The sequence below is a fragment of the Streptomyces sp. NPDC057486 genome, from assembly GCF_042802415.1.
GTDB lineage: Bacteria > Actinomycetota > Actinomycetes > Streptomycetales > Streptomycetaceae > Streptomyces > Streptomyces yanii.
The window spans coordinates 33,011-55,104 of the sequence record NZ_JBHVEE010000052.1; the positions used below are offsets into that span (position 1 = coordinate 33,011).

Genomic DNA, 22,094 nt, shown 5'->3' on the forward strand with positions numbered 1-22,094 from the left:
GTGCTGGGAGCCATAGGTCTCGACGGGAGACAGGAGTCCGCCTACCGTGCGCTCGTCGCGGTGGGCGCAGCGGAGGTCTCCGACCTCGCACACCGGCTGGGACTTCCCGAGTCGGACACCGAGCGTGCGCTTCGCCGACTGGAACAACAGGGCCTCGCCGCCCAGTCGTCCGCCCGCACGGGGCGGTGGGTGGCGGCGCCGCCGGGGGTCGCCCTGGGCGCGCTGCTGACCCAGCAGCGCCACGAACTGGAACAGGCGGAACTGGCGGCGGCGCTGCTCGCCGAGGAGTACCGGTCGGATGCGGCCGAGCCGGCCGTGCACGATCTGGTCGAGGTGGTCACGGGAGCGAGCGCGGTGGCGCACCGCTTCCATCAGTTGCAGCTGGGTGCGACCAGCGAGGTGTGCGCCCTCGTCACCGGGAAGCCGATTGCCGTCAGCGGCATGGACAACGAGTCCGAGGAGCAGGCGGCGACCCGTGGGGTGTCCTTCCGGGTGGTGATCGAGCGGGAGGTGCTCGCACTGCCGTCCGGAATCCTGGAGCTGTCGGCGGCCCTGAGCCGGGACGAACAGTGCCGGGTCGTCGACCGGGTGCCGACCAAGCTGGTCGTCGCCGACGCCTCGCTGGCGATGGTGCCGATGACCGGGCGGGGTGCCGAGCCCGCGGCGCTGGTCGTCCATGCCTCCGGGCTGCTGGAATCGTTGATGGGGCTCTTCGAGGCGGTGTGGCGCGACGCCATGCCGTTGCGGCTGGGGGAGAGCGGCTGGGCTCACGAGGACCCCGTCGGCCCCGATCCGACCGATCTGGAGATTCTGTCGCTGCTGCTGGCCGGCCTGACGGACGCGAGCGTGGCGAAGCAACTGGAGCTGGGACTGCGGACCGTACAGCGGCGGGTGAAGGGCCTGATGGAGCTGACCGGGGTGTCGACGCGGCTGCAGCTGGGCTGGCACGCGTACGAACGGGGCTGGGTGGCCCGCACGCCGCGGGCCTGAGCGAGACGGGTCCGCCACGGCGTCGGGACTGCCCCATCATCCTTCTGAGCTGCGCCGACGGCGTCCGCCCCGACCCCTGCGACGGGCGGGACGGGCCGGACTCGGGCAGGCTGGTGGGATGGGTGTGTGGCAGCTCGTCGCCGTCGGCCTGGTCATGCTGATCGGTCTGGTGGGCGTGCTGGTACCCGGGGTGCCGGGCCAGGCGATTGTCTGGGCCGCCGTGCTGTGGTGGGCGCTCACCGACGTGACCCCGACCGCCTGGGCCGTACTGATCGGCGCCACCGTACTCCTGCTGCTCAACCAGGCGCTGAAACCGCTGCTGCGCCCGCGCCGCCCGCGCGAGGCCGGGGCGCCGCGCAGGACGCTGATGCTGGGCGGGATCGCCGGGATCGTGGGCTTCTTCCTGGTGCCGGTGGTGGGCGGAATCCTGGGATACGTCGGGGCGATCTACGGCGCAGAGCGCCTGCGGCTCGGCAGCGGCGGCGCGGCGCGGACTTCGCTCCGTTCGGTGATGCGGGCCACCGGCTACTCCGTACTCGTCGAGCTTTTCGCGTGTCTGCTGGTGACGGGGGCGTGGCTGGGAGCGGTGCTCCGGGGCTGACCGCCCACCCCCTTCCCTGCGACCACCAGCGTGGATTCCGTCCAGGTGGACGGAAACACATCCGATCTCTCCCGAACTATTGACGCCCAGGCGCCCCTTGCTTACCTTCCGTCAAGGAATAGCTCGGATGAATTGATGCGCCTGTGTACGAGTCGCCAGGAGACGCCTTGCCCACTGCACCGGATCCTTCCCGCACGCCCGGGACCGCCCCCTCGTCGCCGTCCCATTCCCGAAGAACTGTTCTCGCCACCGGTACCGCGCTCGGCGGCGCCCTGGCACTGGGCGGCGCGGCCTTCCCCGCCCAGGCGGCAGCCCCGGCCACCGCGCCTGCCGGCTCCCCCGCGCCCGTCGTGCACTCCCCCGCTGACAGCTGGCGCACCGTCCTCGACGACGCCGATCTGCTCTGGCAGAAGCTGCCGACCACCTGGTACGAGGGCCCGTATCTGGGCAACGGACGCCTCGGCTCCGGCATCTACGCCGAACCGGGCGCCACGACCACGGCGGTCCGTTTCAACGTCCAGCACTCCGAGGTCCAGGACCACCGCCCCGAGTTCGGCTCCCTCTTCGGCCTCGCCCGCCTGCCGATCGGCCACTTCACCCTGGAACCGGCCGGCACCATCACCGGCATCGAGTGGTGGATGCGGCTGCGCACCGCCGAACTCGAAGGCACGATCACCACCACTGCGGGCACCCTGAAGCTGCGCGCCTTCGTCCACTCCTCCAGCGATCTGCTGGCCGTCGAAATCACCCCGAGCGAGGGCGAGCAGGGCTTCCGCTGGGTCTTCCACCCGGCCGATGCCGTCAGCCCGCGAGCCGGCTTCCAGAAGCCTCCCGCCGGCTACACCGGCAATCCGCCCGCCACTGTCGAGGAGCACGGGGGATCGTCTGCCGCCGTCCAGCCGCTGCTGGCGGGCGGCGAGCATGTCACCGCCTGGCGTGAGGTCGCCCGCGACGGGGCACGCACCCTGTACGTCACGGTCACGCACTCGCACCCGAGGGCAACGGCCCGCGACCGTGCGCTGCGCCGCGTGAGGACCGCGGCCGCCCTCCCGTACGGCCGGCTCGTCGTACCGCATCACCGCTGGTGGGACCGGTACTACCGAAAGAGCTTCCTGTCGCTCCCGGACGCCCGGATGCAGCGCTTCTACTGGATCCAGCTGTACAAGACGGCATCGGCGGCGCGCAAGGACGCGCCCGTGATGGCCACTTCCGGTCCCTGGCTCGAACCCACTCCCTGGCCCAACACCTGGTGGAACCTCAACGCCCAGCTGGAGTACTGGCTGATCCACGGCTCCAACCACCTGGAGCTCGACGCGATCACCCGGTCCCTGAGCGAATTCCGCGACAACCTCTCCAAGGAAGTGGCCACCCCCTACCGAGCCGATTCGGCCGGACTGCCACGCACCACGGACCCGCAGCTGATCAACGGCGGTGCCACCGCCCCCGTCCTCGGATACGGCGTCGGCATTCCCGGCCAGGACCCTCCCACCCCCGAGGTCGGCAATCTCACCTGGGCGCTGCACAACGTGTGGCTGTCCTACCGGCACACCATGGACGACTCGATCCTGCGCGACACGCTGTTCCCGCTGCTGCGCAAGGCCGTCAACTACTACCTGCACTTCCTGACGCCCGGCGCGGACGGCAAGTTGCATCTCCCGGCGACGTTCTCCCCCGAGTACGGCGTCAACGCCCCCGACTGCAACTACGACCTGATGCTGCTGCGCTGGGGCTGCCGCACCCTGCTGGACTCGGCGAAGCAGCTCGGCGTCGACGACCCGCTGACCGCGCGCTGGCAGGAGGTACTGACCAAGCTCGCTCCGTACCCGGTCGACGCCAACGGGTTCATGATCGGCGCCGGGGTCCCGTTCGCGAAGTCGCACCGCCACTACTCACACATGCTCGCGGTGTATCCGCTGTACGAGGTGACGGGTGCGACACCCGACGAACGCGCCCTGATCGAGAAGTCCCTCGCCCACTGGGTGGGGTTCGAAGGCGCTCTGCAGGGCTACACCTTCACCGGCGCCGCCTCGATGTCCGCGCTGCTCGGCAAGGGCGAGGACGCGTTGAAGTACCTCGGCCAGCTCATGAGCCGCTTCATCCAGGCGAACACGATGTACAAGGAGTCGGGCCCGGTCATCGAGACCCCGCTCTCCGCGGCCCAGTCGCTGCACGACATGGTGTGCCAGTCCTGGGGCGGCACGATCAGGGTCTTCCCCGCGCTGCCCGCCGCCTGGCGGGAGTTGACCGTCCATGACTTCCGCACCCAGGGCGCGTTCCTGCTCAGCGCGGTACGGGAGGAGGGCCGCACCCGCTGGCTCCGGCTGACCAGCGAGGCCGGCGCCCCCTGCGTCGTACGCCACGGCATCGAGGGCCCGATCGAGATCCGGGACCACCACGGACGGCCGCTGCGGTACGAGGAGGTGGCGGACGGCACGGTCCGGATCGAGCTCCGCAAGGGCGACTCGGCGCTCATCACGGCCGAGGGTGACCGCCCGGACCTGACGATCCGCCCGGTCACCCCGAACACCACCGCGCCGCGCTGGGGCCTGCCGGTCTGAGTCCGGCCCCGGCCGTGAACGAGGGGCGGCTCGGACCGGCTGCAGTTAACCGGTCCGAGCCGTCGTCGTTCCTGCTGCTCGTTGCGTGCCGTTTCGGGTCCCGTGATGCGCCTGAGCAGCGGCATCGTGGATGCGATGCCCCCCCAGCGAGGCGACGAGCACGATCGCGTAGTACTGGATCCCCGGCCAGTCGACGTCAACAGGCAGGCCGGCCAGGTCGATTGACAGGGGCCACGCAAAGACGGCGTCGGTCGGCCGGTGGGTGCGGGCCACTGCCGGTAGCACCACCGCCAGCATGGGCAGGCCGGCGCGGTCGCGAGAAGGGGCCTGAGGGCTGTCCTGTTCGGATCAGGCCGATCCGGCATGATCCGAAGACAGTTCCCGGAGCTCCAGGTGGCGCACGGCGTACGAACGCCAGGGCCGCCACCGCTCCGCCTCGGGGCGCCCGTCCGGATCCACGTCGGGGTCACCGAGTGCCCGCATCCTGATCAGCGCCGCGTCCTCCGGGCCGATCCCCGGCAGCCGCAGCAGCGCACACTCGGCCTCCTCGCGGTCCGCCCCGGCGTCGAGCCGTACGTCCCCGTCCGCCAGCGCGGCCGCCAGCGCCCGCAGCGCCGGAGCCTCCGCCTCTCCCGCCAGCGCTCCCGGCTCGGGGAACACATGCGTGAGCCCTCCGCAGGGCACGTCCAGAACCTTCCCGTACATCTCCACGAGCCGCTCCGCCGCGTCCCGGCCGACCAGCGTCCGTACAGCGAACTCCTCCGGGTCCGCCGCCCCCGGCGACCGCACCCCCGGGCGGGCGGCGACGCTCGGTGCGAGCAGCGGGTCGGCGCCGAGCCGCTCGTCGACGGCGTACGGATCCGCATCCAGGTCGAAGAGGCGCCGCAGCCGCTGCACCGCCGTCGTCAGGTCACGCAGATCGGTCAGGTGGATCCGGGCGTCCAGCCACGCCCCCGCGGATCGCTCGTCGACGGCGACGATGCCCGTCCCGTACGGCAGCCGCAGGGTGCGCCGGTAGGTACGGGCGCCGGGCTCACCGCTGATCTCCTCGATCCGGGCGACCGTCTCACCGGCCAGCAGATCGAAGACCTCACGTGCGGCGTACGGCCCGCGGTGGGCGAGCCGGAGCGGAACCCCGGTCGTGCGCGCCTCCCGTACCGCCGCGCCCAGCCCGGTCCCGGCCTCGGCCCGCAGTGCGCTCGGCGTACGGGCGTAGATCTGCCGGATCGTGTCGTTGAACTGGCGCACGCTGGCGAAGCCCGAGGCGAACGCGATCTCGGTGACGGGCAGCCCAGTCGTCTGGAGGAGCACCCGTGCGGTGTGTGCGCGCTGGGCACGGGCCAGGGCGACGGGTCCGGCGCCCAGCTCGGCGTTGAGCTGCCGCTGCACCTGGCGCGAGCTGTAGCCGAGCCGGTGGGCGAGACCGGGAACGCCCTCACGGTCGACCACGCCGTCGCCGATCATCCGCATGGCGCGGCCGACGACGTCGGCGCGTACGTCCCATTCCGCCGACCCCGGGACGGCGTCCGGGCGGCATCGCCTGCAGGCCCGGAAGCCGTGGCCCTGGGCGGCGGCCGCGGTCGGGTAGAAGCGGACGTTCTTCCGCTTGGGGGTGACGGCGGGGCAGCTCGGCCGGCAGTAGATGCCGGTGGTCTCGACGGCGAAGAAGAACTCCCCGTCGAAACGCGCGTCGCGGCTGCTCACCGCCTCGTACCTGGTCTGTTCGTGCATCACACCGTCCAGTGTGCGCCACCCCCCAATGGTGCACTCGCGGTTTTCGGACGTGGACCAGCCCCCCGTGCGCTACCGCAGCCGGCCCCGCTTGGCGTCCATGGCCGCCCGGCCCTCGGCCCCCTTGCGCTTCCAGTCGCGGCGGATCTCGGACCGCACCCGGGCATCGGTCTTGGCGACGATGCGCTGGTTCTCGCGGAGCAGCTTGCGGTAGCTGTCCAGGCGCCGCTCGGGCAGCGCGCCGTCCTCGATGGCGGCGAGTACGGCGCAGCCGGGCTCGGACCCATGGTTGCAGTCGTGGAAGCGGCACTCCTGGGCCAGTTCCTCCACGTCCGAGAACACCTGCCCGACACCGGCCTCCGCGTCCCAGAGGCCGACCCCGCGCAGCCCAGGGGTGTCGATCAGGACGCCTCCGGAAGGCAGGACCAGCAGGTTGCGGGTCGTGGTGGTGTGCCGGCCCTTGCCGTCGACGTCACGGGCTGCCTGCACAGCCATCACGTCGTCGCCGAGCAGGGCGTTGGCAAGCGTGGACTTACCCGCGCCGGACACCCCGAGCAGCACACTCGTACCGCCGGAGACGATGGCGCCGAGCACGTCGAGCCCCTCCCCGGTGGCGGAGCTGACGGGCAGCACCTGCACACCGGGGGCGACGGTCTCGATGTCCTGGACGAGGTACGCCAGCGTGGCGGCGTCCGGTACCAGGTCCGCCTTGGTCAGCACCACCAGCGGCTGAGCGGCGCCGTCCTGAGCGGACGCCCCGTCCCGCAGCAGTGCATCACCGCTGGAGCTGGACATGGCGAGCGCCAGAAAGCGTTCCACCCGCCCCAGGTCGAGCTCCACGGCGAGCGAGACGCAGATGACGATGTGGTCGACGTTGGTGGCGAGGACCTGCCCCTCGGACCGCTGCGACGACGTCGAGCGCACGAAGGCGGTACGACGCGGCAGCAGTGTCCGTACGAACTGTGGATCACCTTCGGGGTCGACGGCGACCCAGTCACCCGTGCAGACGATCCGCATCGGGTCGCGCGGCACCACGAACGCGGTGTCGGCGCGCACGGTGCCGTCGGGGGTGACGACATCGCACTGACCGCGGTCCACCCGCACCACCCGTCCGGGCAGCAGGCCCTGTTCGGCGTGGGGAGCGAACTCGGCGGCCCAGTCGTCGTCCCAGCCGTACGGTGCCAGCGAATGCGACGCGGAGGAGCCTACGAGGGAGGAAAGCGGGGAAAGCGAGGAGAAAGACAAGGGAAACCCTTCAAAGGGTGGCCCCGGCGACGCGCACACGGGCGCGCAGAAGTTGCGGAAAAGGTCAGCCGGCGACCACGGGAGTGAGAACGATGCTCTTCGGGATGTGGGCAGCGCCCACCGCGGCGACAGTCATCAATGTCCTCACCTCCTGGTCCATGCACGGGCCGAAACCGGCGGTTCATGCCCGCCGTCCGGAACGCTGCACACGATAGCCCGGGACCGCCCGACGGCGTCAACACATTTTGATCCAGCCGTCCGGGGGGATGCGCACGGAGGGCGCGCGGCCGGCCCGGTCCGGCACTCACATCGGAGATATCCGTAGATCTCCCTCGATCAGGTGATACGCATGCACAACGACCGGTCAGTGGCCGTTAGGGTGCCGAGCATGACCTCACCCCGGACCGCCATCGGCACGTTCACACCAGCCCAGTTGGGCACTCTCTCCCTGATCGGGTGGAGCGGCGAACACCCCGAGGGCGGACACGATGTCGCCTTCCTGCTCGTCTACTCGCTGGGCGACGGGTCGGACGGCCCGGCCGTCGGCGAGGCCGCCCTGCGTGTGGCCCTGGAGCGCAGCGGACTGCCGGTCGGCGCCGGTCTCGTACGCGCCGCCGAGACACCGGGCCTCCCGGTCAAGCTCCTTGTCCAGGCCGGCCAGGCGGTGCTGACGCTTCCTCACTTCACCGCGCAGTACCCCGTACCACCGCAGTGGCTGGCCGCGGCCCACGAGCAGGGCGAGGCGTACGCGATGTTCGCCACCCGCCCGTGGCCCGAAGCGGTGCCCGGCCACCACGTGAGCGAGGAGCTGCTGCGTTCCTTCGCCGCCGACGAGGACGTCATCATGACCTCCGCCCACTGCGTCCTGCCGGTGCGTTCCCTGGGCTGACCTGTACACCCGGATACGCCCGATGCCCACCACCCCCCGTGGAGTGGTGGGCACCGGCGCGTGCGGTCCCGTACGGACACGGGGTTGCGGTCGGTCCGGAGCTCGGCCCGGCCGCCCGCACATCACAAGGCGTCAGCTGTTGAGGGAGCCGTTGCCCGACAGCACCGGGATGTCGTCCGCGATGTGCGACAGCGCCTCGTCACCCTTGGCCTGCGTGGAGTTCTCGGCGCACTGCTGATTCTGCGGCGAGTTCAGGACGTTGACGTCCTGGACCGCGACGGGCACCAGTACGCCGACGAGCGAACCGGCGTTGGCCTTGGCCGGCAGGCCGACGCACGCCTTGTTCAGCGAGCCCTGGACGAGCTGTGCCTGCGGACTGTGATCGCCCTGGGTGACGCTGTTGCCGAACGCCTGCTGACCATTGTTGCCGTTGACCGACGTGGTGCCCTGGTCGTTGCCGATCGCCATCGCCGCGGGGGCCGCGGCGGCCGACAGACCGACCAGGGACACGGCCACTGCTGCGCCGGCCATCATCTTCTTCATCAAGCTTCACCTTTCAGAGCGTCCCGCTGTGGAACGAACTGATCAACCGGTTACGGAAGCGTCGGTTCCGCAGTACCACTCAAATGGGTTCCGTCCGGAATGAGTTCGACGCTTCGAGGTCATTCGCCGAGGTCCTCGCAGGAGGTGCGAGCAGCGGGCACGAGTCCGTCCGGGACGGGCGGATCGGGCTCGGGACGCAATGCCCGGTCCCGGTCCCGCCGGGCCGCCTGCCATTCGGCGAGCAGGCGGTCGTAGATCGGGGTGTCGTCCTCCGCGTGCCGGTGCCGGCCCCACGGGCGTTGGCTGTCGTACTGGTCCATGGGACGCCTGTACCCGGTTCGATGGGTGACGGCCGCCGCAACTGCGGCAACCGGCCCAGTACACCCCTCCAACGAGGGGTTCGGGCGGCCGCCCGGCGACAGCCGGAGGGCCAGTGCGTCCGGGCCGCCGGGAATCGGCTGCCGCGTGGACGGACTGGCCCCACGGGTGTTGCGGTTCTCTGTCACGCGCTGCGGAGAGGCGGACTCGGCGCCCCCTGCGAAACGTCCGGGGAATCGTCGAGGGCCCGGCAAGGAGTGTGCGGAGCGGTACGGCTCAGCCGTTGGTGGTGCCGTTGCCGGAGAGGACCGGGATGTCGTCCAGGATGTGCGACAGAGCCTCGTCGCCCTTGGCCTGCGTGGAGTTCTCCGTGCACTGCTGGTTCTGCGGCGAGGACAGGACGTTGACGTCCTGGACCGCGACCGGGACGCCGCCGACGAGCGAACCGACGTTGGCCTTGGCCGGCAGGGCGACGCAGGGCTTGTTGAGCGAGCCCTGGAGGAGCGCGAACTGCGGGCTCCAGTCACCGGCGGTGGCGGAATTGCCGAACGACTGCGCGGTGCCGTTGCCGTTGTAGGACGTGGTGCCGATGTCGTTGCCGATGGCCATCGCCTGCGGGGCGATGGCGGCGGAGACGCCGACGACCGAAGCAGCAACGGCTGCCGAAGCCATAATCTTCTTGATCACAAAATAGCCCTTCTGGAATCTCTGCCGCCCGCCTGTCCGGAGCGATCTGATCAACTCGCGGCGGCGGGATGAGTTGTGGCAATTCACCCGAACGGTGCTACTGCCATGCACATTCACGGAAATACGCGGCATCGACAGCGGAGAAATGAGAATGCTGCCCATGGGCGGGGGAAACTGCCGCCTTGCGACGGATCAGCCGCCGAGGGGCACGCCTCCGAGGAGCGGCGCAGCGCCCCGGGCCGCACCGGCCGCCTGACCGGCGACCTCGGTGACGGTGCCCTTCTTCTGCACCGAGTCGGTGGCGCCGCTGACGGTGTCGACGATCGGTTCGACACCCTGCGGCGCCGCCTCCAGCACCTGGTTGACGCCGCCGTCGAGGCTGAAAACGGGGGCCGTGGCGGTGGTAACGGCGAAGGCGGGAGCAGCCGTTCCGAGAGCAACCACGGAACCGGCAACGAACGCAGCTGTCTTCGCGTACTTCACTTTTCGGGTTCCCTTCTGCGGCGGCATCCGTTTCGGTCGCGTCCCCGCGCCGCACAAGCCTTCTTTACCTGTGACCTCTGCCGCTTTCGCCCTGGGTAACGATCCGATTCCGGCCGGGCAACTGTGCGGTCTCCTTTTTCTGTCGGACCACTCGATCGATTGCATGACTAATCACTGGAACGAGTGTTTTCGGGGTTTCGGGGCCGGAATCAGTGGTGCACTGTCAGGTGCTCCGTTCTGCGCAGCTGTCCGGGTGTCCGCCTCCAGCCGCCGGCGCTCCGCGCCCCGGGCCGGTGGAATGCCTCCGGTCGTTCCGCCGCACCCGGGCAGCGCCGCGTACCTCCGGAACGGAGAACGCAGAAAAGAGGAACGCCCCGGATCGCAGGAGATGCGATCCGGGGCGAACCGGCAATGAGCACGGGGCTCCGCCGAAAACGGTCAGGCGTTGGCGCAAGCGTTGCCGATGGCCGGGTTGAGCAGACCGATCACGCTCAGGGTGTTGCCGCAGGCGTTGACCGGAACGTGAATCGGAACCTGGATGACGTTACCGGAAAGGAGGCCCGGGGAGTTCAGAGCGGAACCACCGGCACCGGAGTCGGCGAAGGCGGGCGTAGCGGCACCGATCGCCATCAGCGTTCCGGCGGCGATAGCGGCAACCTTGGTGTACTTCACTTTCATCCCTTTCTTTGACGGAGTCCGGAGCGGTCACGACTTTCGTGCCGCACGAGCGCAGTCCTGATCGCTCGTAACTCCGCCACTGTAATTCGTAACGATGCAAGACCGTGCACGAAACTCTTCAAGGAGAGAATTCGCGGAAATCCGCCCGAATGACGCAATAAACCGATCGCCCGGCGCCACCGCCGGAATCATCCGGCATCTCCGATGCGCCGAGGGAGTGGCGGGCAGCAGCGGGCCCGGACCGCGCAGGGGAGGAACGCCGGCGGCCCGGGCCAGTTCGGTGCGGCTGGATCAGCTGTTCGAAGCGCCGTTGCCGGAGAGCACCGGGATGTTGTCCAGGATGTGCGACAGGGGCTCGTCGCCCTTGGCCTGGGTGGAGTTCTCCGTGCACTGCTGGTTCTGCGGCGAGGACAGGACGTTGACGTCCTGGACCGCGACCGGGACGACACCGAGGAGCGAACCGGCGTTGACCTTGGCCGGGAGGCCGACGCAGGGCTTGTTCAGGCTGCCCTGGACCAGACCGAACTGCGGGCTCCAGTCACCACGGGTCTCGGAGTTGCCGAAGGACTGCGAGGTGCCGTTGCCGTTGACCGACGTGGTGCCGGTGTCGTTGCCGATGGCCATCGCCTGCGGAGCGAGCGTTGCCGAGATACCGACAATGGAGGCGGCAACGGCACCCGTAGCCAGAACCTTCTTGATCACGATTAACCCTTCTCGTACTTGACGCCCCATGTCGGAGCGCCCTGCCCAACTCGGCGCAGGACGTTTGGTTCTCTTCATTCACCCGAATGCCCGGGCGTCACGGACACTCGTACGAAGGCCCGTCAGGAAACCCGTAATTCCGCGTGAACAACGGGCTGACGAACATGCGTGCGTCATCCGTCCGGGTGGTCACGTAATTTCCGTGGACTTTCGAGTTTCCTTCACCAATTCCCCATCGTTACGACTGTCGACAAGCGCACTTTCGGAGCGTGTCAGGCACAGACTCACCGATTCCGCCGCGACGCGACCACTGCTTGTCGACCACGGACATGGAGAACCGTCGGGGCGGCAGCCCCGGGCGGTTACTGCCACCGCCTAGTGAGAGAAATGCGGGCATTCCGCCCGCGCCCGATGTCCTAAGAAAGGGCAACCAATGCGTAAAGCCTTGAGTAAAAGCATGATCGTCATGGCGGCGGCGTCAGGAATCCTGACCGCGGCGGGCGGCTACGCGTTCGCGGATGCCTCGGCCGACGGGGCGTCCGCCAATTCTCCCGGCGTCGGCTCCGGCAATGCCGTGCAGGTGCCGGTGCACGTTCCCGTCAACCTCTGCGGCAACACGGTCAATGTGGTCGGGCTGCTGAACCCGGCCGTCGGTAATGAGTGCGAGAACGCCGACAGCGGTCGGGGGGCCGACGGGACCCGGGGTGCGAGCGCCGAGGGTTCGGCCAGCGACTCCCCCGGGGTGCTGTCGGGGAACTTGATCCAGGCTCCTGTCGATATCCCGGTCAATGCCTGCGGCAACTCCGTCGATGTCGTCGGTGCGCTGAACCCCACGTCCGGAAACAGGTGCGGCAACGGGGACCGGCCGTCAACGACCGTGCCGCCCACCACGACCGTTCCCCCCACCACGGAGCCGCCCGTCACGGTGCCGCCCGTCACCGTTCCCCCCGTCACGGTGCCCCCTGTCACCGTTCCCCCCGTCACCGTTCCCCCCATCACGGTGCCCCCCGTCACGGTGCCCCCCGTCACCGTTCCCCCCGTCACGGTGCCCCCCACCACCGTGCCGCCCACCACGACCGTTCCCCCGACCACCACGGTGCCCGTCACCGATACGACAGTGCCGCGCACCCCGAACTACCCCGACTCGCAGCTGGCTCACACCGGGGCCGCCGACCTCGGCCTGGCGGCCGGAGCGAGTGCCGTCCTGCTGCTCGGCGGCACGGTGCTGATGCGTCGCGCCCGCGCCGGGCAGAGGTGACGTAACAGCTGGATCGCGGACAGGTCCGGTAGGACGGCTTCGGCCGTCCTACCGGACCTGTTTCCGTGGGAACGGCCCGTCAGAGGCGGGCCAGCCCGGCGCGGTCCAGGCACGCGGCGACCCTCGCGGTCTCCGCGGCGTCCAGGCGGCGCATCGGCGGGCTCATCACATTGGTGGTGATGACGCCGCGCAGCATCAGCGCCGTCTTGAACGCACCGAGGCCGGCGGCGGTGGCGGAGGCCGTGCCGGGGCGGACCGCGCGAATGATGTCGAACAGGTCGACAAGGCGGTCCTGTTCGGCCTTGGCGGTGGCCCAGTCACCCCGTACCGCGGCCTCGTGAAGACGTACGTACCCGTGCGGGTCGACATTGCCCAGCCCGGGAACGGATCCGTCGGCGCCGGCGAGCATCATCGCGTCGACGACCAGCTCATGGCCGGTGAGCACCGAGAATCCGGGTAGTTCGCGAGCGCCGAGGGCGAGCCGGCGGAACGAGCCGTCGTCACCGCTGGAGTCCTTGACTCCAGCCAGCACACCGTCCGCGGCGAGCTGCAGCAGGAGTTCCGGACCGAGCTTGCTGTGGACGCAGACCGGCACGTCGTACGCGAGGACCGGCAGGTCGAGGGCGGCGGCGACATCACGGAAGTGCCGGTCGATCTCGGTGTCGTGGGTGCGGGTGTAGAACGGCGCGGTGACGACGACCGCCTCGGCCCCGAGCGCCGCGGCGACGCGGGCCCGTTCGATGGCGCGGTTGGTGGTGGTCTCGATCGCACCGACGAGGACCGGGACCTGTCCGGCCGCCGCGGCCGTGATGACCTTGATGACCTCGTCCTGCTGCCCGGGCGTCAGATAGGCCGTCTCGCCCGAGCTGCCGAGGGCGAACAGTCCGCTGACCCCGCCGTCCAGCAGATGGCCGACGACCCGCTCCAGGGAGGGCCGGTCGATCTCGCCGTCCGCGGTGAGCGGGGTGACGACGGGCGGGATCACTCCGGTGCGGCGGAGGGTTCGGGCGGTCATGCGGTGCTCCTTGTCGACGGTACGGGAGCCGGCGCCCCGGTGGGGGACGCGGGGATCTGCGGATGGACGCAGTGCCAGCGGTGCTCGGCGCTGCCGGGGGTCATGGCGGGAAAGACCGTGGCGCACGCTTCGTCCGCCTTCCAGCAGCGGGTGCGGAACGGGCAGCCGGACGGCGGGTTGGTGGCCGAGGGCACGGGGCCGGTCAGCACGATCCGTTCGGTGGTCTCCAGCAGGCTGGGGGTCGCGGAGAGCAGTGCCTCGGTGTACGGGTGCGCGGGGGTGCCCGCTACATCCGCCGCACGCCCCTCCTCGACGATGCGGCCGAGATAGAGGACAGCGATGCGGTCGGCGAGGTAGCGCACGGTCTGGATGTCGTGCGAGATGAACACCATGCCGAGGCCCAGGCGTTCACGCAGGTCGACCAGGAGGTTGAGGACCTGGGCGCGGACCGAGACGTCGAGGGCGGAGGTCGGCTCGTCGGCGACGATGAGCTCCGGTTCGAGTGCGAGCGCGCGGGCGATGGCGACGCGTTGACGCTGGCCGCCGGAGAGCTGTCCGGGCAGGGCGGCAAGGGTGTGGCCGGGCAGCCCGACCAGGTCGAGCAGCTCCTCGACGCGTGCCTCGCGCTCCTCGCGCGTACCGCGCCGGTGCACGTCGAGCGGGTCGCGCAGGATCTGACGGACCGTGAGCCGCGGGTTGAGGGCGGTGGACGGGTCCTGGAAGACGACGCCGACGGCGGAGCCGAATTCATCGCGGCGCCGGTCGGCGGACATCTCCCACAGGTCACTGCCGTGGAAGTGGACCTGGCCCTCGGTGGGCTTCTGAAGTCCGGTCAGCACCCGGGCGAGGGTGGACTTGCCGCAGCCGGACTCGCCGACCAGGCCGACGATCTCGCCGCGCCCCACCTCCAGGGTGGCGTCGGTGAGGGCATGCACCGCGTCGCGGCGGAACAACCCGCCGCTGCGGGCCTTGTGGCGTACGTGGACGCCGTCGAGCCTGATCACAGGGCGCTCCCTTCCAGCAGTACGGCCTGCGCCGGGTGGTGGCAGGCGAAGCCGTGGTCGTTCGTGGTGCCACGCCGTGTGAGACCGGGGGTGGTGGTGCGGCACAGCTCGGTGGCTGCGGCGCAGCGCGAGGCGAAGCGGCAGCCCTCGCCGAAGCCCTGCGGGCCGGGGACGATGCCACGGATCTGGTGCAGCCGGCCGGCGCCCGCTTCCAGGGAGACGACCGAGCCCAGGAGGCCACGGCTGTAGTGGTGGGTGGGATCGGTGAGCACGGAGCGGGTGGCGCCGATCTCGGCGAGGCGGCCCGCGTACATCACGGCGACGCGGTGCGAGAGGTCGCCGACGAGCGCGAGGTCGTGCGAGACGAGGACCATGGCGAAGCCGAGCTCGTCGCGGAGCCGGACGAGGAGTTCGACGACCTGGGCCTGGACGGTGACGTCGAGGGCGGTGGTCGGCTCGTCCGCGATGAGCAGACGCGGACTGCGGGACAGGGCCATGGCGATCAGGACACGCTGGCGCTGGCCGCCGGAGAGCTCGTGCGGGTAGCTGCGCAGGGTGCGTTCGGGGGCGAGGCCGACCAGTTCGAGGAGTTCGGCGGGGGTTTTCGTGCCGCCGCGCGAGGTGAGCTGCTTCAGCTGGGTGCCGACGAGTACGGACGGGTTGAGGGAGGAGAGCGCGTCCTGGTAGACCATCGCGATCTCGGGGCCCATCAGGGCGCGGCGTTCCTTCGGCGAGAGTTTCAGCAGGTCCCGTCCGCGGTACAGGATCTCACCGCTGACCTCGGCGTTGCGGGCGAGGAGGCCCATCACGGCGAGGCTGGTGATGGACTTGCCGCAGCCGGACTCACCGACGAGGCCGAGGGTCTCCCCCTCGTGGACGGTGAAGTCGAGTCCGTCGACGACGGGGATGGCGCCGTAGCGGTCGGGGAAGCGGATCGCGAGGTCGCGTACGACGAGGAGTTCGGCGGCGTCCTCACGTACCGCGGTGATGGTCGGCTCGGTGGCGTCGACGCGGTTCGCGAGCTTGGTGAGGGCTGCGTCGATGTCCACGGTGGACGCGTCCTCGACGGGGTCGGGGGCCGTGGCCGTGGCCGTGGTCGCGTCGGTGGCGGCGCGGGCGCTCTTCGGCGCGGCGGAGGCGTCGGTGAGCCCCTCGGAGAGGATGTTGAGCGCGAGGACGGTGATCAGCAGCGCGAGGCCGGGGAAGAAGGTGGCCCACCAGCCGCCGGCCAGGAGAATCTGCCGGCCGTAGGCGAGGACGCTGCCCCAGCTGGGGTCGGGGTCCTGCACTCCGGCGCCGATGAAGGAGAGGCTCGCCTCGAAGATGATCGCCTCGGCGACCATGACGGTGGCGAACACCATGACCGGGGCCATGCAGTTGACGGCGACGTGGCGGAGCACGATGTAGCCGCGTCGGGCGCCGATGACCTTCTCGGCGGCGACGTAGTCCTCGCCGTACTGGGACAGCACATTGGCGCGGACCACGCGGGCCAGCGACGGGGTGTAGACGAACGCGATGGTGAAGATGATCACCGGGATGCTGGTGCCGAAGACCGCCACGAGGACGGCGGCCAGTGCGATCGGCGGGAACGACATCACGACGTCGAGGGTGCGCATCACGGACTCGTCGCCGAGCCTGCGGGAGGTCGCGGCGAGCGAACCGAGGACGGCGCCGACGACCAGGGCGACGGCGGTCGCACCGAGTCCGATGATCAGTGAGTAGCGGGAGCCGTGCACGACCCGGGCGAAGACGTCGCGGCCGGCCCGGTCGGTTCCGAACCAGTGGGCGCCGCTGGGTGCTTGCACCGGGGTCCCGGTGGTCAGCGGGTCCTGGGTGACCAGCGGGGCGAGGACGGCGCCGAGGATGACGACGAGCAGCACGCCGAGTGCGATGCGGGAGGTGACCGGAAGGGCGCGGAACGCGATGCCCGGTCGGGACAGTCTGTTGGCCAGTCGGCCCGTGGCGAACATGTCACACCGTCCTGATGCGGGGATTGACCAGCAGATAGAGCAGGTCGACGATGACGTTGACCACCAGGAACGCGATGGCGATGGTCAGTACGGTGCCCTGGACCAGGGCGACATCGCCGCCGGTGACACCTTCGAGGATGAGCTTGCCCATGCCCGGCAGGTCGAAGATCGCCTCGATGACGACGGCGCCGCTGAGCAGGTAGCCGACCTTGATGCCGAGCACGGTCAGCGGGGTGACGAGCGCGTTGCGCAGCACCGAGCGGATGACCAGGAGCGGCGGAAGTCCGTTGCCGCGGGCGGTACGGACGTAGTCACGGTCGAGTTCGGCGACCATCGACGTCCGTACGAGACGGGCGAGCGAGGCGGACACCGGGAGTGCGAGTGAGATCGCGGGCAGCGCCATGGTGGTGAGCCAGCCGCTGAAGGAGTCGGCGGGGTTGGTGTATCCGCCGGTCGGGAAGATCGGCGTGTTCAGCGCGAACTGCTGGATGAGCAGCACCCCGAGCCAGAAGGACGGGATGGCGACCCCGGCCATGGACAGCACCCGGAACAGCTGGTCGGGCCAGCGGTCCCGGTACATCGCGCCGGTCACACCGAACAGGACGGCGAGGACGACCGCGAGGATCAGCCCGAGGAACGTCAGCTGCACGGTGAGCGGGAAGGCGGCGGTGATCCGGTCGAAGACGGGCTGGCTCGGCGGGACGGTCATCCCGAGGTCGAAGTGGAGCAGTTGTCCGAGGAAGTGGACGTACCGCACGGGCAGCGGGTCGTCCAGCCCGTTGGCCTCGGCGAAGGCCGCACGGGCCTCGGGGGTGGCGCTCTCCCCGAGCGCGTTGAAGGCCGGGTCGACCGGCGAGAACTGCAGCACCACGAAGACGAGCAGCGCGATGCCGAGGATCATCACCGGCATCATCGCGACGCGGCGCAGCGCGAGCCGGAGAAAAGCAACCATCGTCGGGTTCCTTGTGGTTGGTCGGCCGGGTCCGGTCCACCTGGCTGGGGTGGACCGGACCGGGTGATCGGGTGCGGTGGTTCGGCACCGGGTGATCAGGTGTGGGGGTTCCGTCGCCGGATGCCCGTCGGACGGATGCACGGCGGCGGAGGACGGGCGCGGCGTATCCCCCGCCGGCCCGGTCGGGCGTCGGGCGGTCAGGCGCGGCTGACGTCCAGGAACGACAGGCCCGTGGTGGGCAGCGGCTTGAAGCCGGGCAGGGCCTTCTCGTTCCAGGCGGTGGGCAGCTTCCGGTGCAGGATCGGGTAGAGCGCGGCCTCGTCGGCGACGAGGTCGGTGACCTGGCCCCACAGCGCCTTGCGCTTCGTCTCGTCGACTGCCTGGGCGGCCTTGTCGAGGAGCTGCTTGACCTGCTTGTACGCGGCGGACTTGCCCCAGCCGTACCGGCTCTCCGGCCAGAAGCCGTAGTAGAACCAGCGCAGCAGCAGATCGGCGTCGTTGCCGAAGACGGACGGGTCGCCGGGGGCGACGAGGACGTCGAAGCCGCCCTTGTCGACCTTGGCGTACTGGGCGGGCGACTGCGCGATGTCGAGCGTGACCTTGACGCCCGCCGCCTCCCAGCTCTCCTTCAGCAGAGGAGCGATGTCCTTGACCCAGCCGGTGTCGGTCGTGAGCACCGTGAAGGACAGGTCCTTGACGCCCGCGTCGGCGAGCAGCTTCTTCGCCCTGGCCACGTCGTGCGTGTAGACGGTGGCGGCCTTGTGGTAGTCGGGGTGGGTGGCCGGGACATAGCCCGTGGCCGCCGCGGCGTTGCCGACCATCGCGGTGGAGATGATCTTCTCGGTGTCCAGGGCGTAGTGCAGCGCCTGGCGCACCCGCTTGTCGGCGAACCGCTTGTCGGCGGTGTTGAACATCAGGAAGAGCAGCCCGAAGGACTGCACCGACTCGGTCTTCGTCGAGCCCGAGAGCCGCTTCACGTCGATGTACGGGACGTCCTCGATGGCCTGGACCCGGCCGGACTCCATGGCGCTGACGCGCGCCGACTGGTCGGACATCAGGCGCCAGATCATCTTCTTGGCCTTGGCCGGGTGCGGGCCGTTGTACTTGTCGTAGGCCTCGAAGACGATCTTGTCCTCGCGGGTGGCCGAGACGAACGCGTACGGCCCGGAGCCGACCGGCTTGGCGTCGAACGCCTTGGGGTCGGGTTCGACGATCTTCCTCGGGACGATCCGGGCCACGGCGATACGGGACGGGAAGAGCGCGAAGGCGTACTTGAGCTTGAACTCGACCGTGCTCGCGTCGACGGCCTCGACCTTGTCGATGAACGGCACGAACTGCGCCATGAGTGAGGCGTTCTTCGGGTCCAGGATGCGTTCGAAGCTGAACACCACGTCGTCGGCGGTGACCGGCGATCCGTCGTGGAAGGTGGCGCCCTCGCGGAGCGTGGCCCGGTAGGTCGTTGCGTTGATCTTCTTCGGCATCTCGGTGGCGAGCGCGGGGCGGGCCACGAGCGTTGCCGGGTCGAGGTCCACAAGGCCTTCGAAGATGTGCATGTTGGCGGCGTACGGAGTCGCGCCCGAGGTGATCATCGGGTCGAAGCCGGTGGACAGAGGGTACGAGAGACCGGCCTCGATGAGGCCGCTGCCGCCGCCCTTGCCCGACGAACCGTCGGTGGTCGAGGTCGGTCCGCCGCATGCGGAAAGGCTCGCCGTGATGGCTGCTGCCGCACCGACAGCAGTGGTGTAACGCAGGAAGGTGCGGCGCTCGACACCGGCTGATCTCAGCTCGGGCACGGGTCCTCCAGGGACGTCAGGGGTGGGACGGAAGGGCGGGAAGGAACGAGGGCGGAAGCAGGATCACGAGGATCGCGAAGCCCGAAGCATAAGACGTCAGATGTCTGATGCCTTGATAGCGTGGGAACGTAGCTTGACAATGGAGAGGGGTCAAGAGGTGGGGAGTTCACATATGTCCGGTACGAGGCCCGGCCGGCAGCTGCTCCGGCAGGAAGTCGTCGAGGGCATCAAGCGCTACATCCTCGAAGAGCGACTCCGCCCCGGGGACCCGCTGCCCACCGAGCCGGCCCTGTGCGAGGCGCTCGGCGCCAGCCGTTCCAGCGTCCGTGAGGCCGTCAAGATCCTCAATGCGCTGGACATCGTCGAGGTCCGCCACGGGCACGGCACATACGTCGGCCGGCTGAGCCTGTCCGCCCTGGTGGAGAGCCTGACCTTCCGCGGACTGCTCTCCCCCGACGACGATTTCCAGGTGATGGCCGACCTCGTCGACGTACGCGAGCTCTTCGAACGCGGGATGGCCGACCGGATCGTCTCGCTGCTGACCCCGGAACAGCTCGACTCGCTGGAAGGCCTGGTGGCCACCATGCGCGCGACCGGGGCGCAGGAGGGGAACGGCTTCGTGGAAGCCGACCGGGCGTTCCACGCACTGCTGGTGGCACCGCTCGGCAATCAGCTGATCGGCCAGCTGTCGATGGCCTTCTGGGACGTGTACGCGATCGTCGCGCCGCATCTCGACGGATTCACGCATGCCGACGAGACGGCGACGATCGCCGCCCACCAGAACATCGTGGACGCCGCGCGGGCCGGTGACATCGCCGGGTTCACGAAGGCGCTGGGCGAGCACTACGCGCCGGTCAGGCGGCGGATCGCGGAGGCCCGCGCCCGCGACGTGGCAGCCGTGGACTGACCGGGGCGCCGACGCCCGCCGGAGAACGGAGCCAGGCCCTGCCGCTCGCAGGACCTGGCCCTGCGGACCCTTGACGGGTGCCGCGGTGGTGCCTAGGGTCCGTGTGCCAACAGGACATCAGACGTCATCTGTCTGGCTCTGATCCTGGCGCGCAGTACGCCACACCCCCACACCGACCCGCGAGGCCTCCTCCGTGCCATGGACGGGTCACTCGCCCGCGGACTGCGCGGTGCCCTCCCTGTTCGCGGGGCGAACGGCCAGATGGGCCGCCCGCCCCCCACCGAGAAGAGGAATCGTTCATGCAGCGCAGAGTCTCCGTCGCCCTGCTGTCCGCCGCCCTGATGGTGCTGACCACCACCGGCACCGCGCACGGCGCGGCGCCCCCCGCCGCAGGCGAACTGACCTCCCAGGACCTGACCGTCGCGGGAGTGGGCTCGCCCCACTACCGCATCCCCGCCCTCACCACCTCGGTCCGGGGCACCCTGCTCGCCGCCTACGACGCCCGCCCCACCCTCGGTGACCTGCCGAGCCATATCGGCATCGTGCTGCGTCGCAGCACCGACGGCGGCGTCACCTGGCAGGCACAACAGGTGGTCCGCAAGGAGGCGGCGCCCAACGGCTACGGAGACCCGAGCCTGCTCACCGACCGGACGACCGGCCGGATCTTCCTCTTCTACGCGGGTTCGGTGAACCAGGGCTTCTTCGGCTCCGGAACGGGCAATGACGAGACCGACCCGAACATCCTGCAGGCCGATTACAGCTACTCGGACGACGACGGTGTGACGTGGACCCACCGCCGTATCACCAAGCAGATCAAGAACCCTGCCTGGGCAGGCATGTTCGCGGCTTCCGGCGAGGGCATCCAGCTGCGGCACGGCACGTACCGGGGCCGGCTGATCCAGCAATACGCGATCCGCAACAACGGCGCCAACTACGCGGTCAGTGCCTACAGCGACGACCACGGCGAGACCTGGCACATGGGCAACCCCGTCGGTCCGGGCGGCGACGAGAACAAGACCGTCGAACTGTCCGACGACACGGTCATGCTCAACAACCGGTCCAGGCCCTACCGCACGATCGCCTACTCCACCGACGGCGGCGTCAACTACACCCCGTTCACCCAGGACACCAACCTGGTCGACCCGGCGAACAACGCGTCCGTCATCCGCTACAACCCCGGAGCCCCGGCGTCGAACCCGCAGTCGTCCTGGCTGCTGTTCAGCAACACCGAGGACACTTCGGCGCGGCGCAACCTCACGGTGAAGATGTCCTGCGACAACGGGAAGACCTGGCCGATCAGGAAGGTCGTCGATCCGGGCGCCGCCGCCTACTCGACGCTGACGCGTCTGCCGGGCGGCCGGGTGGGGCTGCTGTACGAGCGCGCCGACTACCAGCACATCACCTACGCGTCGTTCGATCTGAAGTGGCTGGCCGGCACCTGCGCGGACATCACCCTCACCCCGCCCGCGGCCCTGACGGCAGGCACCGGCGCCGAGATCACGGTCCGGGTCGTCAACAGGATGAACGTGCGGCGGAGCCAGGGCACGCTCGACCTGACCGTGCCCGGCGGCTGGGGGACGCAGCAGGTGACGGTGCCCGCGCTCAGGCCGGGCCAGGGAGCCGACGTCAAGGTGCCGGTCACGGTCGCGGCGGGCGCCTCAGGGAGCGCCACGCTGACAGCCACCTACCGGACGGACGGGAAGCAGGCTTCGGGAAGCCGGACGGTGACGGTCACGCCCGTCGGATAGGTGGCGGCACCCGCGTACGCAC

At 69.9% G+C, this 22,094-nt stretch carries 20 protein-coding genes; 7 read left to right on the forward strand and 13 right to left on the reverse strand.

Translation table 11 applies throughout. The annotated features are described in order from the left end of the window. The 3 genes from ACFU6I_RS23890 to ACFU6I_RS23900 all read left to right on the forward strand — a co-directional run bounded on the left by ACFU6I_RS23890 (position 1) and on the right by ACFU6I_RS23900 (position 4,149). Positions 1-990 carry a helix-turn-helix domain-containing protein gene (locus tag ACFU6I_RS23890; RefSeq protein WP_384370240.1) on the forward strand — a complete coding sequence of 330 codons (990 nt, stop codon included), beginning with the start codon at positions 1-3 and terminating at the stop codon, positions 988-990. Positions 991-1,108: 118 nt separating this feature from the next. Next, complete coding sequence (locus ACFU6I_RS23895) at positions 1,109-1,591, forward strand: DUF456 domain-containing protein (protein WP_384370243.1); 483 nt, start codon at positions 1,109-1,111, stop codon at positions 1,589-1,591. Between the two features lie 167 nt (positions 1,592-1,758). Continuing rightward, positions 1,759-4,149, forward strand: a complete 2,391-nt coding sequence (locus ACFU6I_RS23900) for a glycoside hydrolase family 95-like protein (protein ID WP_384370246.1) — start codon at positions 1,759-1,761, stop codon at positions 4,147-4,149. 348 nt (positions 4,150-4,497) lie between these two features. Here the strand turns inward: ACFU6I_RS23900 and ACFU6I_RS23905 are convergent, their stop codons facing one another. Together ACFU6I_RS23905 and rsgA are read right to left on the reverse strand one after the other, a co-directional pair. Further along, complete coding sequence (locus ACFU6I_RS23905; protein WP_384370316.1) at positions 4,498-5,880, reverse strand: DNA-3-methyladenine glycosylase 2 family protein; 1,383 nt, start codon at positions 5,878-5,880, stop codon at positions 4,498-4,500. Between the two features lie 72 nt (positions 5,881-5,952). Further along, positions 5,953-7,125, reverse strand: coding sequence for a ribosome small subunit-dependent GTPase A (gene rsgA / locus ACFU6I_RS23910; protein ID WP_384370249.1), 1,173 nt, complete (start codon positions 7,123-7,125; stop codon positions 5,953-5,955). 388 nt (positions 7,126-7,513) lie between these two features. On the opposite strand from rsgA, the gene ACFU6I_RS23915 reads away from it, so the two are divergent. Next, positions 7,514-8,014, forward strand: a complete 501-nt coding sequence (locus ACFU6I_RS23915) for a DUF5949 family protein (RefSeq protein ID WP_384370252.1) — start codon at positions 7,514-7,516, stop codon at positions 8,012-8,014. Positions 8,015-8,146: 132 nt separating this feature from the next. Here ACFU6I_RS23915 and ACFU6I_RS23920 read toward each other — a convergent pair whose 3' ends face one another. From ACFU6I_RS23920 to ACFU6I_RS23945, 6 genes are all read right to left on the reverse strand, one after another. Then, positions 8,147-8,557, reverse strand: coding sequence for a rodlin (locus tag ACFU6I_RS23920; protein WP_384370255.1), 411 nt, complete (start codon positions 8,555-8,557; stop codon positions 8,147-8,149). Positions 8,558-8,676: 119 nt separating this feature from the next. After that, a complete protein-coding gene (locus tag ACFU6I_RS23925) occupies positions 8,677-8,877 on the reverse strand; it encodes a hypothetical protein (RefSeq protein ID WP_384370258.1) in 201 nt (66 codons plus the stop codon). Positions 8,878-9,151: 274 nt separating this feature from the next. Then, positions 9,152-9,562, reverse strand: coding sequence for a rodlin (locus ACFU6I_RS23930; RefSeq protein ID WP_384037599.1), 411 nt, complete (start codon positions 9,560-9,562; stop codon positions 9,152-9,154). Positions 9,563-9,754: 192 nt separating this feature from the next. Further along, complete coding sequence (locus ACFU6I_RS23935; protein ID WP_384370261.1) at positions 9,755-10,045, reverse strand: hypothetical protein; 291 nt, start codon at positions 10,043-10,045, stop codon at positions 9,755-9,757. Positions 10,046-10,483: 438 nt separating this feature from the next. Next, positions 10,484-10,717: a chaplin gene (locus ACFU6I_RS23940; protein WP_384370264.1), complete on the reverse strand. Its 234-nt coding sequence runs from the start codon at positions 10,715-10,717 to the stop codon at positions 10,484-10,486. A gap of 297 nt (positions 10,718-11,014) precedes the next feature. Next, on the reverse strand, positions 11,015-11,425 hold the full coding sequence (locus ACFU6I_RS23945; RefSeq protein ID WP_345513973.1) for a rodlin: 411 nt from the start codon (positions 11,423-11,425) through the stop codon (positions 11,015-11,017). A 457-nt stretch (positions 11,426-11,882) separates the two neighbouring features. On the opposite strand from ACFU6I_RS23945, the gene ACFU6I_RS23950 reads away from it, so the two are divergent. Then, positions 11,883-12,683, forward strand: coding sequence for a chaplin (locus tag ACFU6I_RS23950; protein ID WP_384370267.1), 801 nt, complete (start codon positions 11,883-11,885; stop codon positions 12,681-12,683). A gap of 79 nt (positions 12,684-12,762) precedes the next feature. On the opposite strand, the gene ACFU6I_RS23955 is transcribed toward ACFU6I_RS23950, so the two are convergent. The 5 genes from ACFU6I_RS23955 to ACFU6I_RS23975 form a co-directional block, all read right to left on the reverse strand. Further along, a complete protein-coding gene (locus tag ACFU6I_RS23955; protein WP_384370269.1) occupies positions 12,763-13,698 on the reverse strand; it encodes a dihydrodipicolinate synthase family protein in 936 nt (311 codons plus the stop codon). Further along, entirely contained in the window at positions 13,695-14,702 is a 1,008-nt protein-coding gene (locus ACFU6I_RS23960) for an oligopeptide/dipeptide ABC transporter ATP-binding protein (RefSeq protein ID WP_384370272.1), read from the reverse strand. Before ACFU6I_RS23960 ends, ACFU6I_RS23955 begins: the two co-directional genes overlap by 4 nt. Next, positions 14,699-16,672 carry a dipeptide/oligopeptide/nickel ABC transporter permease/ATP-binding protein gene (locus ACFU6I_RS23965; protein ID WP_384370275.1) on the reverse strand — a complete coding sequence of 658 codons (1,974 nt, stop codon included), beginning with the start codon at positions 16,670-16,672 and terminating at the stop codon, positions 14,699-14,701. Before ACFU6I_RS23965 ends, ACFU6I_RS23960 begins: the two co-directional genes overlap by 4 nt. A gap of 1 nt (position 16,673) precedes the next feature. Then, positions 16,674-17,624 carry an ABC transporter permease gene (locus ACFU6I_RS23970; RefSeq protein WP_384370278.1) on the reverse strand — a complete coding sequence of 317 codons (951 nt, stop codon included), beginning with the start codon at positions 17,622-17,624 and terminating at the stop codon, positions 16,674-16,676. A gap of 197 nt (positions 17,625-17,821) precedes the next feature. Continuing rightward, on the reverse strand, positions 17,822-19,417 hold the full coding sequence (locus ACFU6I_RS23975; RefSeq protein WP_384370281.1) for an ABC transporter substrate-binding protein: 1,596 nt from the start codon (positions 19,415-19,417) through the stop codon (positions 17,822-17,824). A 172-nt stretch (positions 19,418-19,589) separates the two neighbouring features. Between ACFU6I_RS23975 and ACFU6I_RS23980 the strand changes: the two genes are divergently transcribed. Both ACFU6I_RS23980 and ACFU6I_RS23985 read left to right on the forward strand, forming a co-directional pair. Beyond that, positions 19,590-20,324, forward strand: coding sequence for a FadR/GntR family transcriptional regulator (locus tag ACFU6I_RS23980; protein WP_384370284.1), 735 nt, complete (start codon positions 19,590-19,592; stop codon positions 20,322-20,324). 299 nt (positions 20,325-20,623) lie between these two features. Continuing rightward, positions 20,624-22,072, forward strand: a complete 1,449-nt coding sequence (locus ACFU6I_RS23985) for an exo-alpha-sialidase (protein WP_384370287.1) — start codon at positions 20,624-20,626, stop codon at positions 22,070-22,072. Positions 22,073-22,094 lie beyond the last annotated feature (22 nt).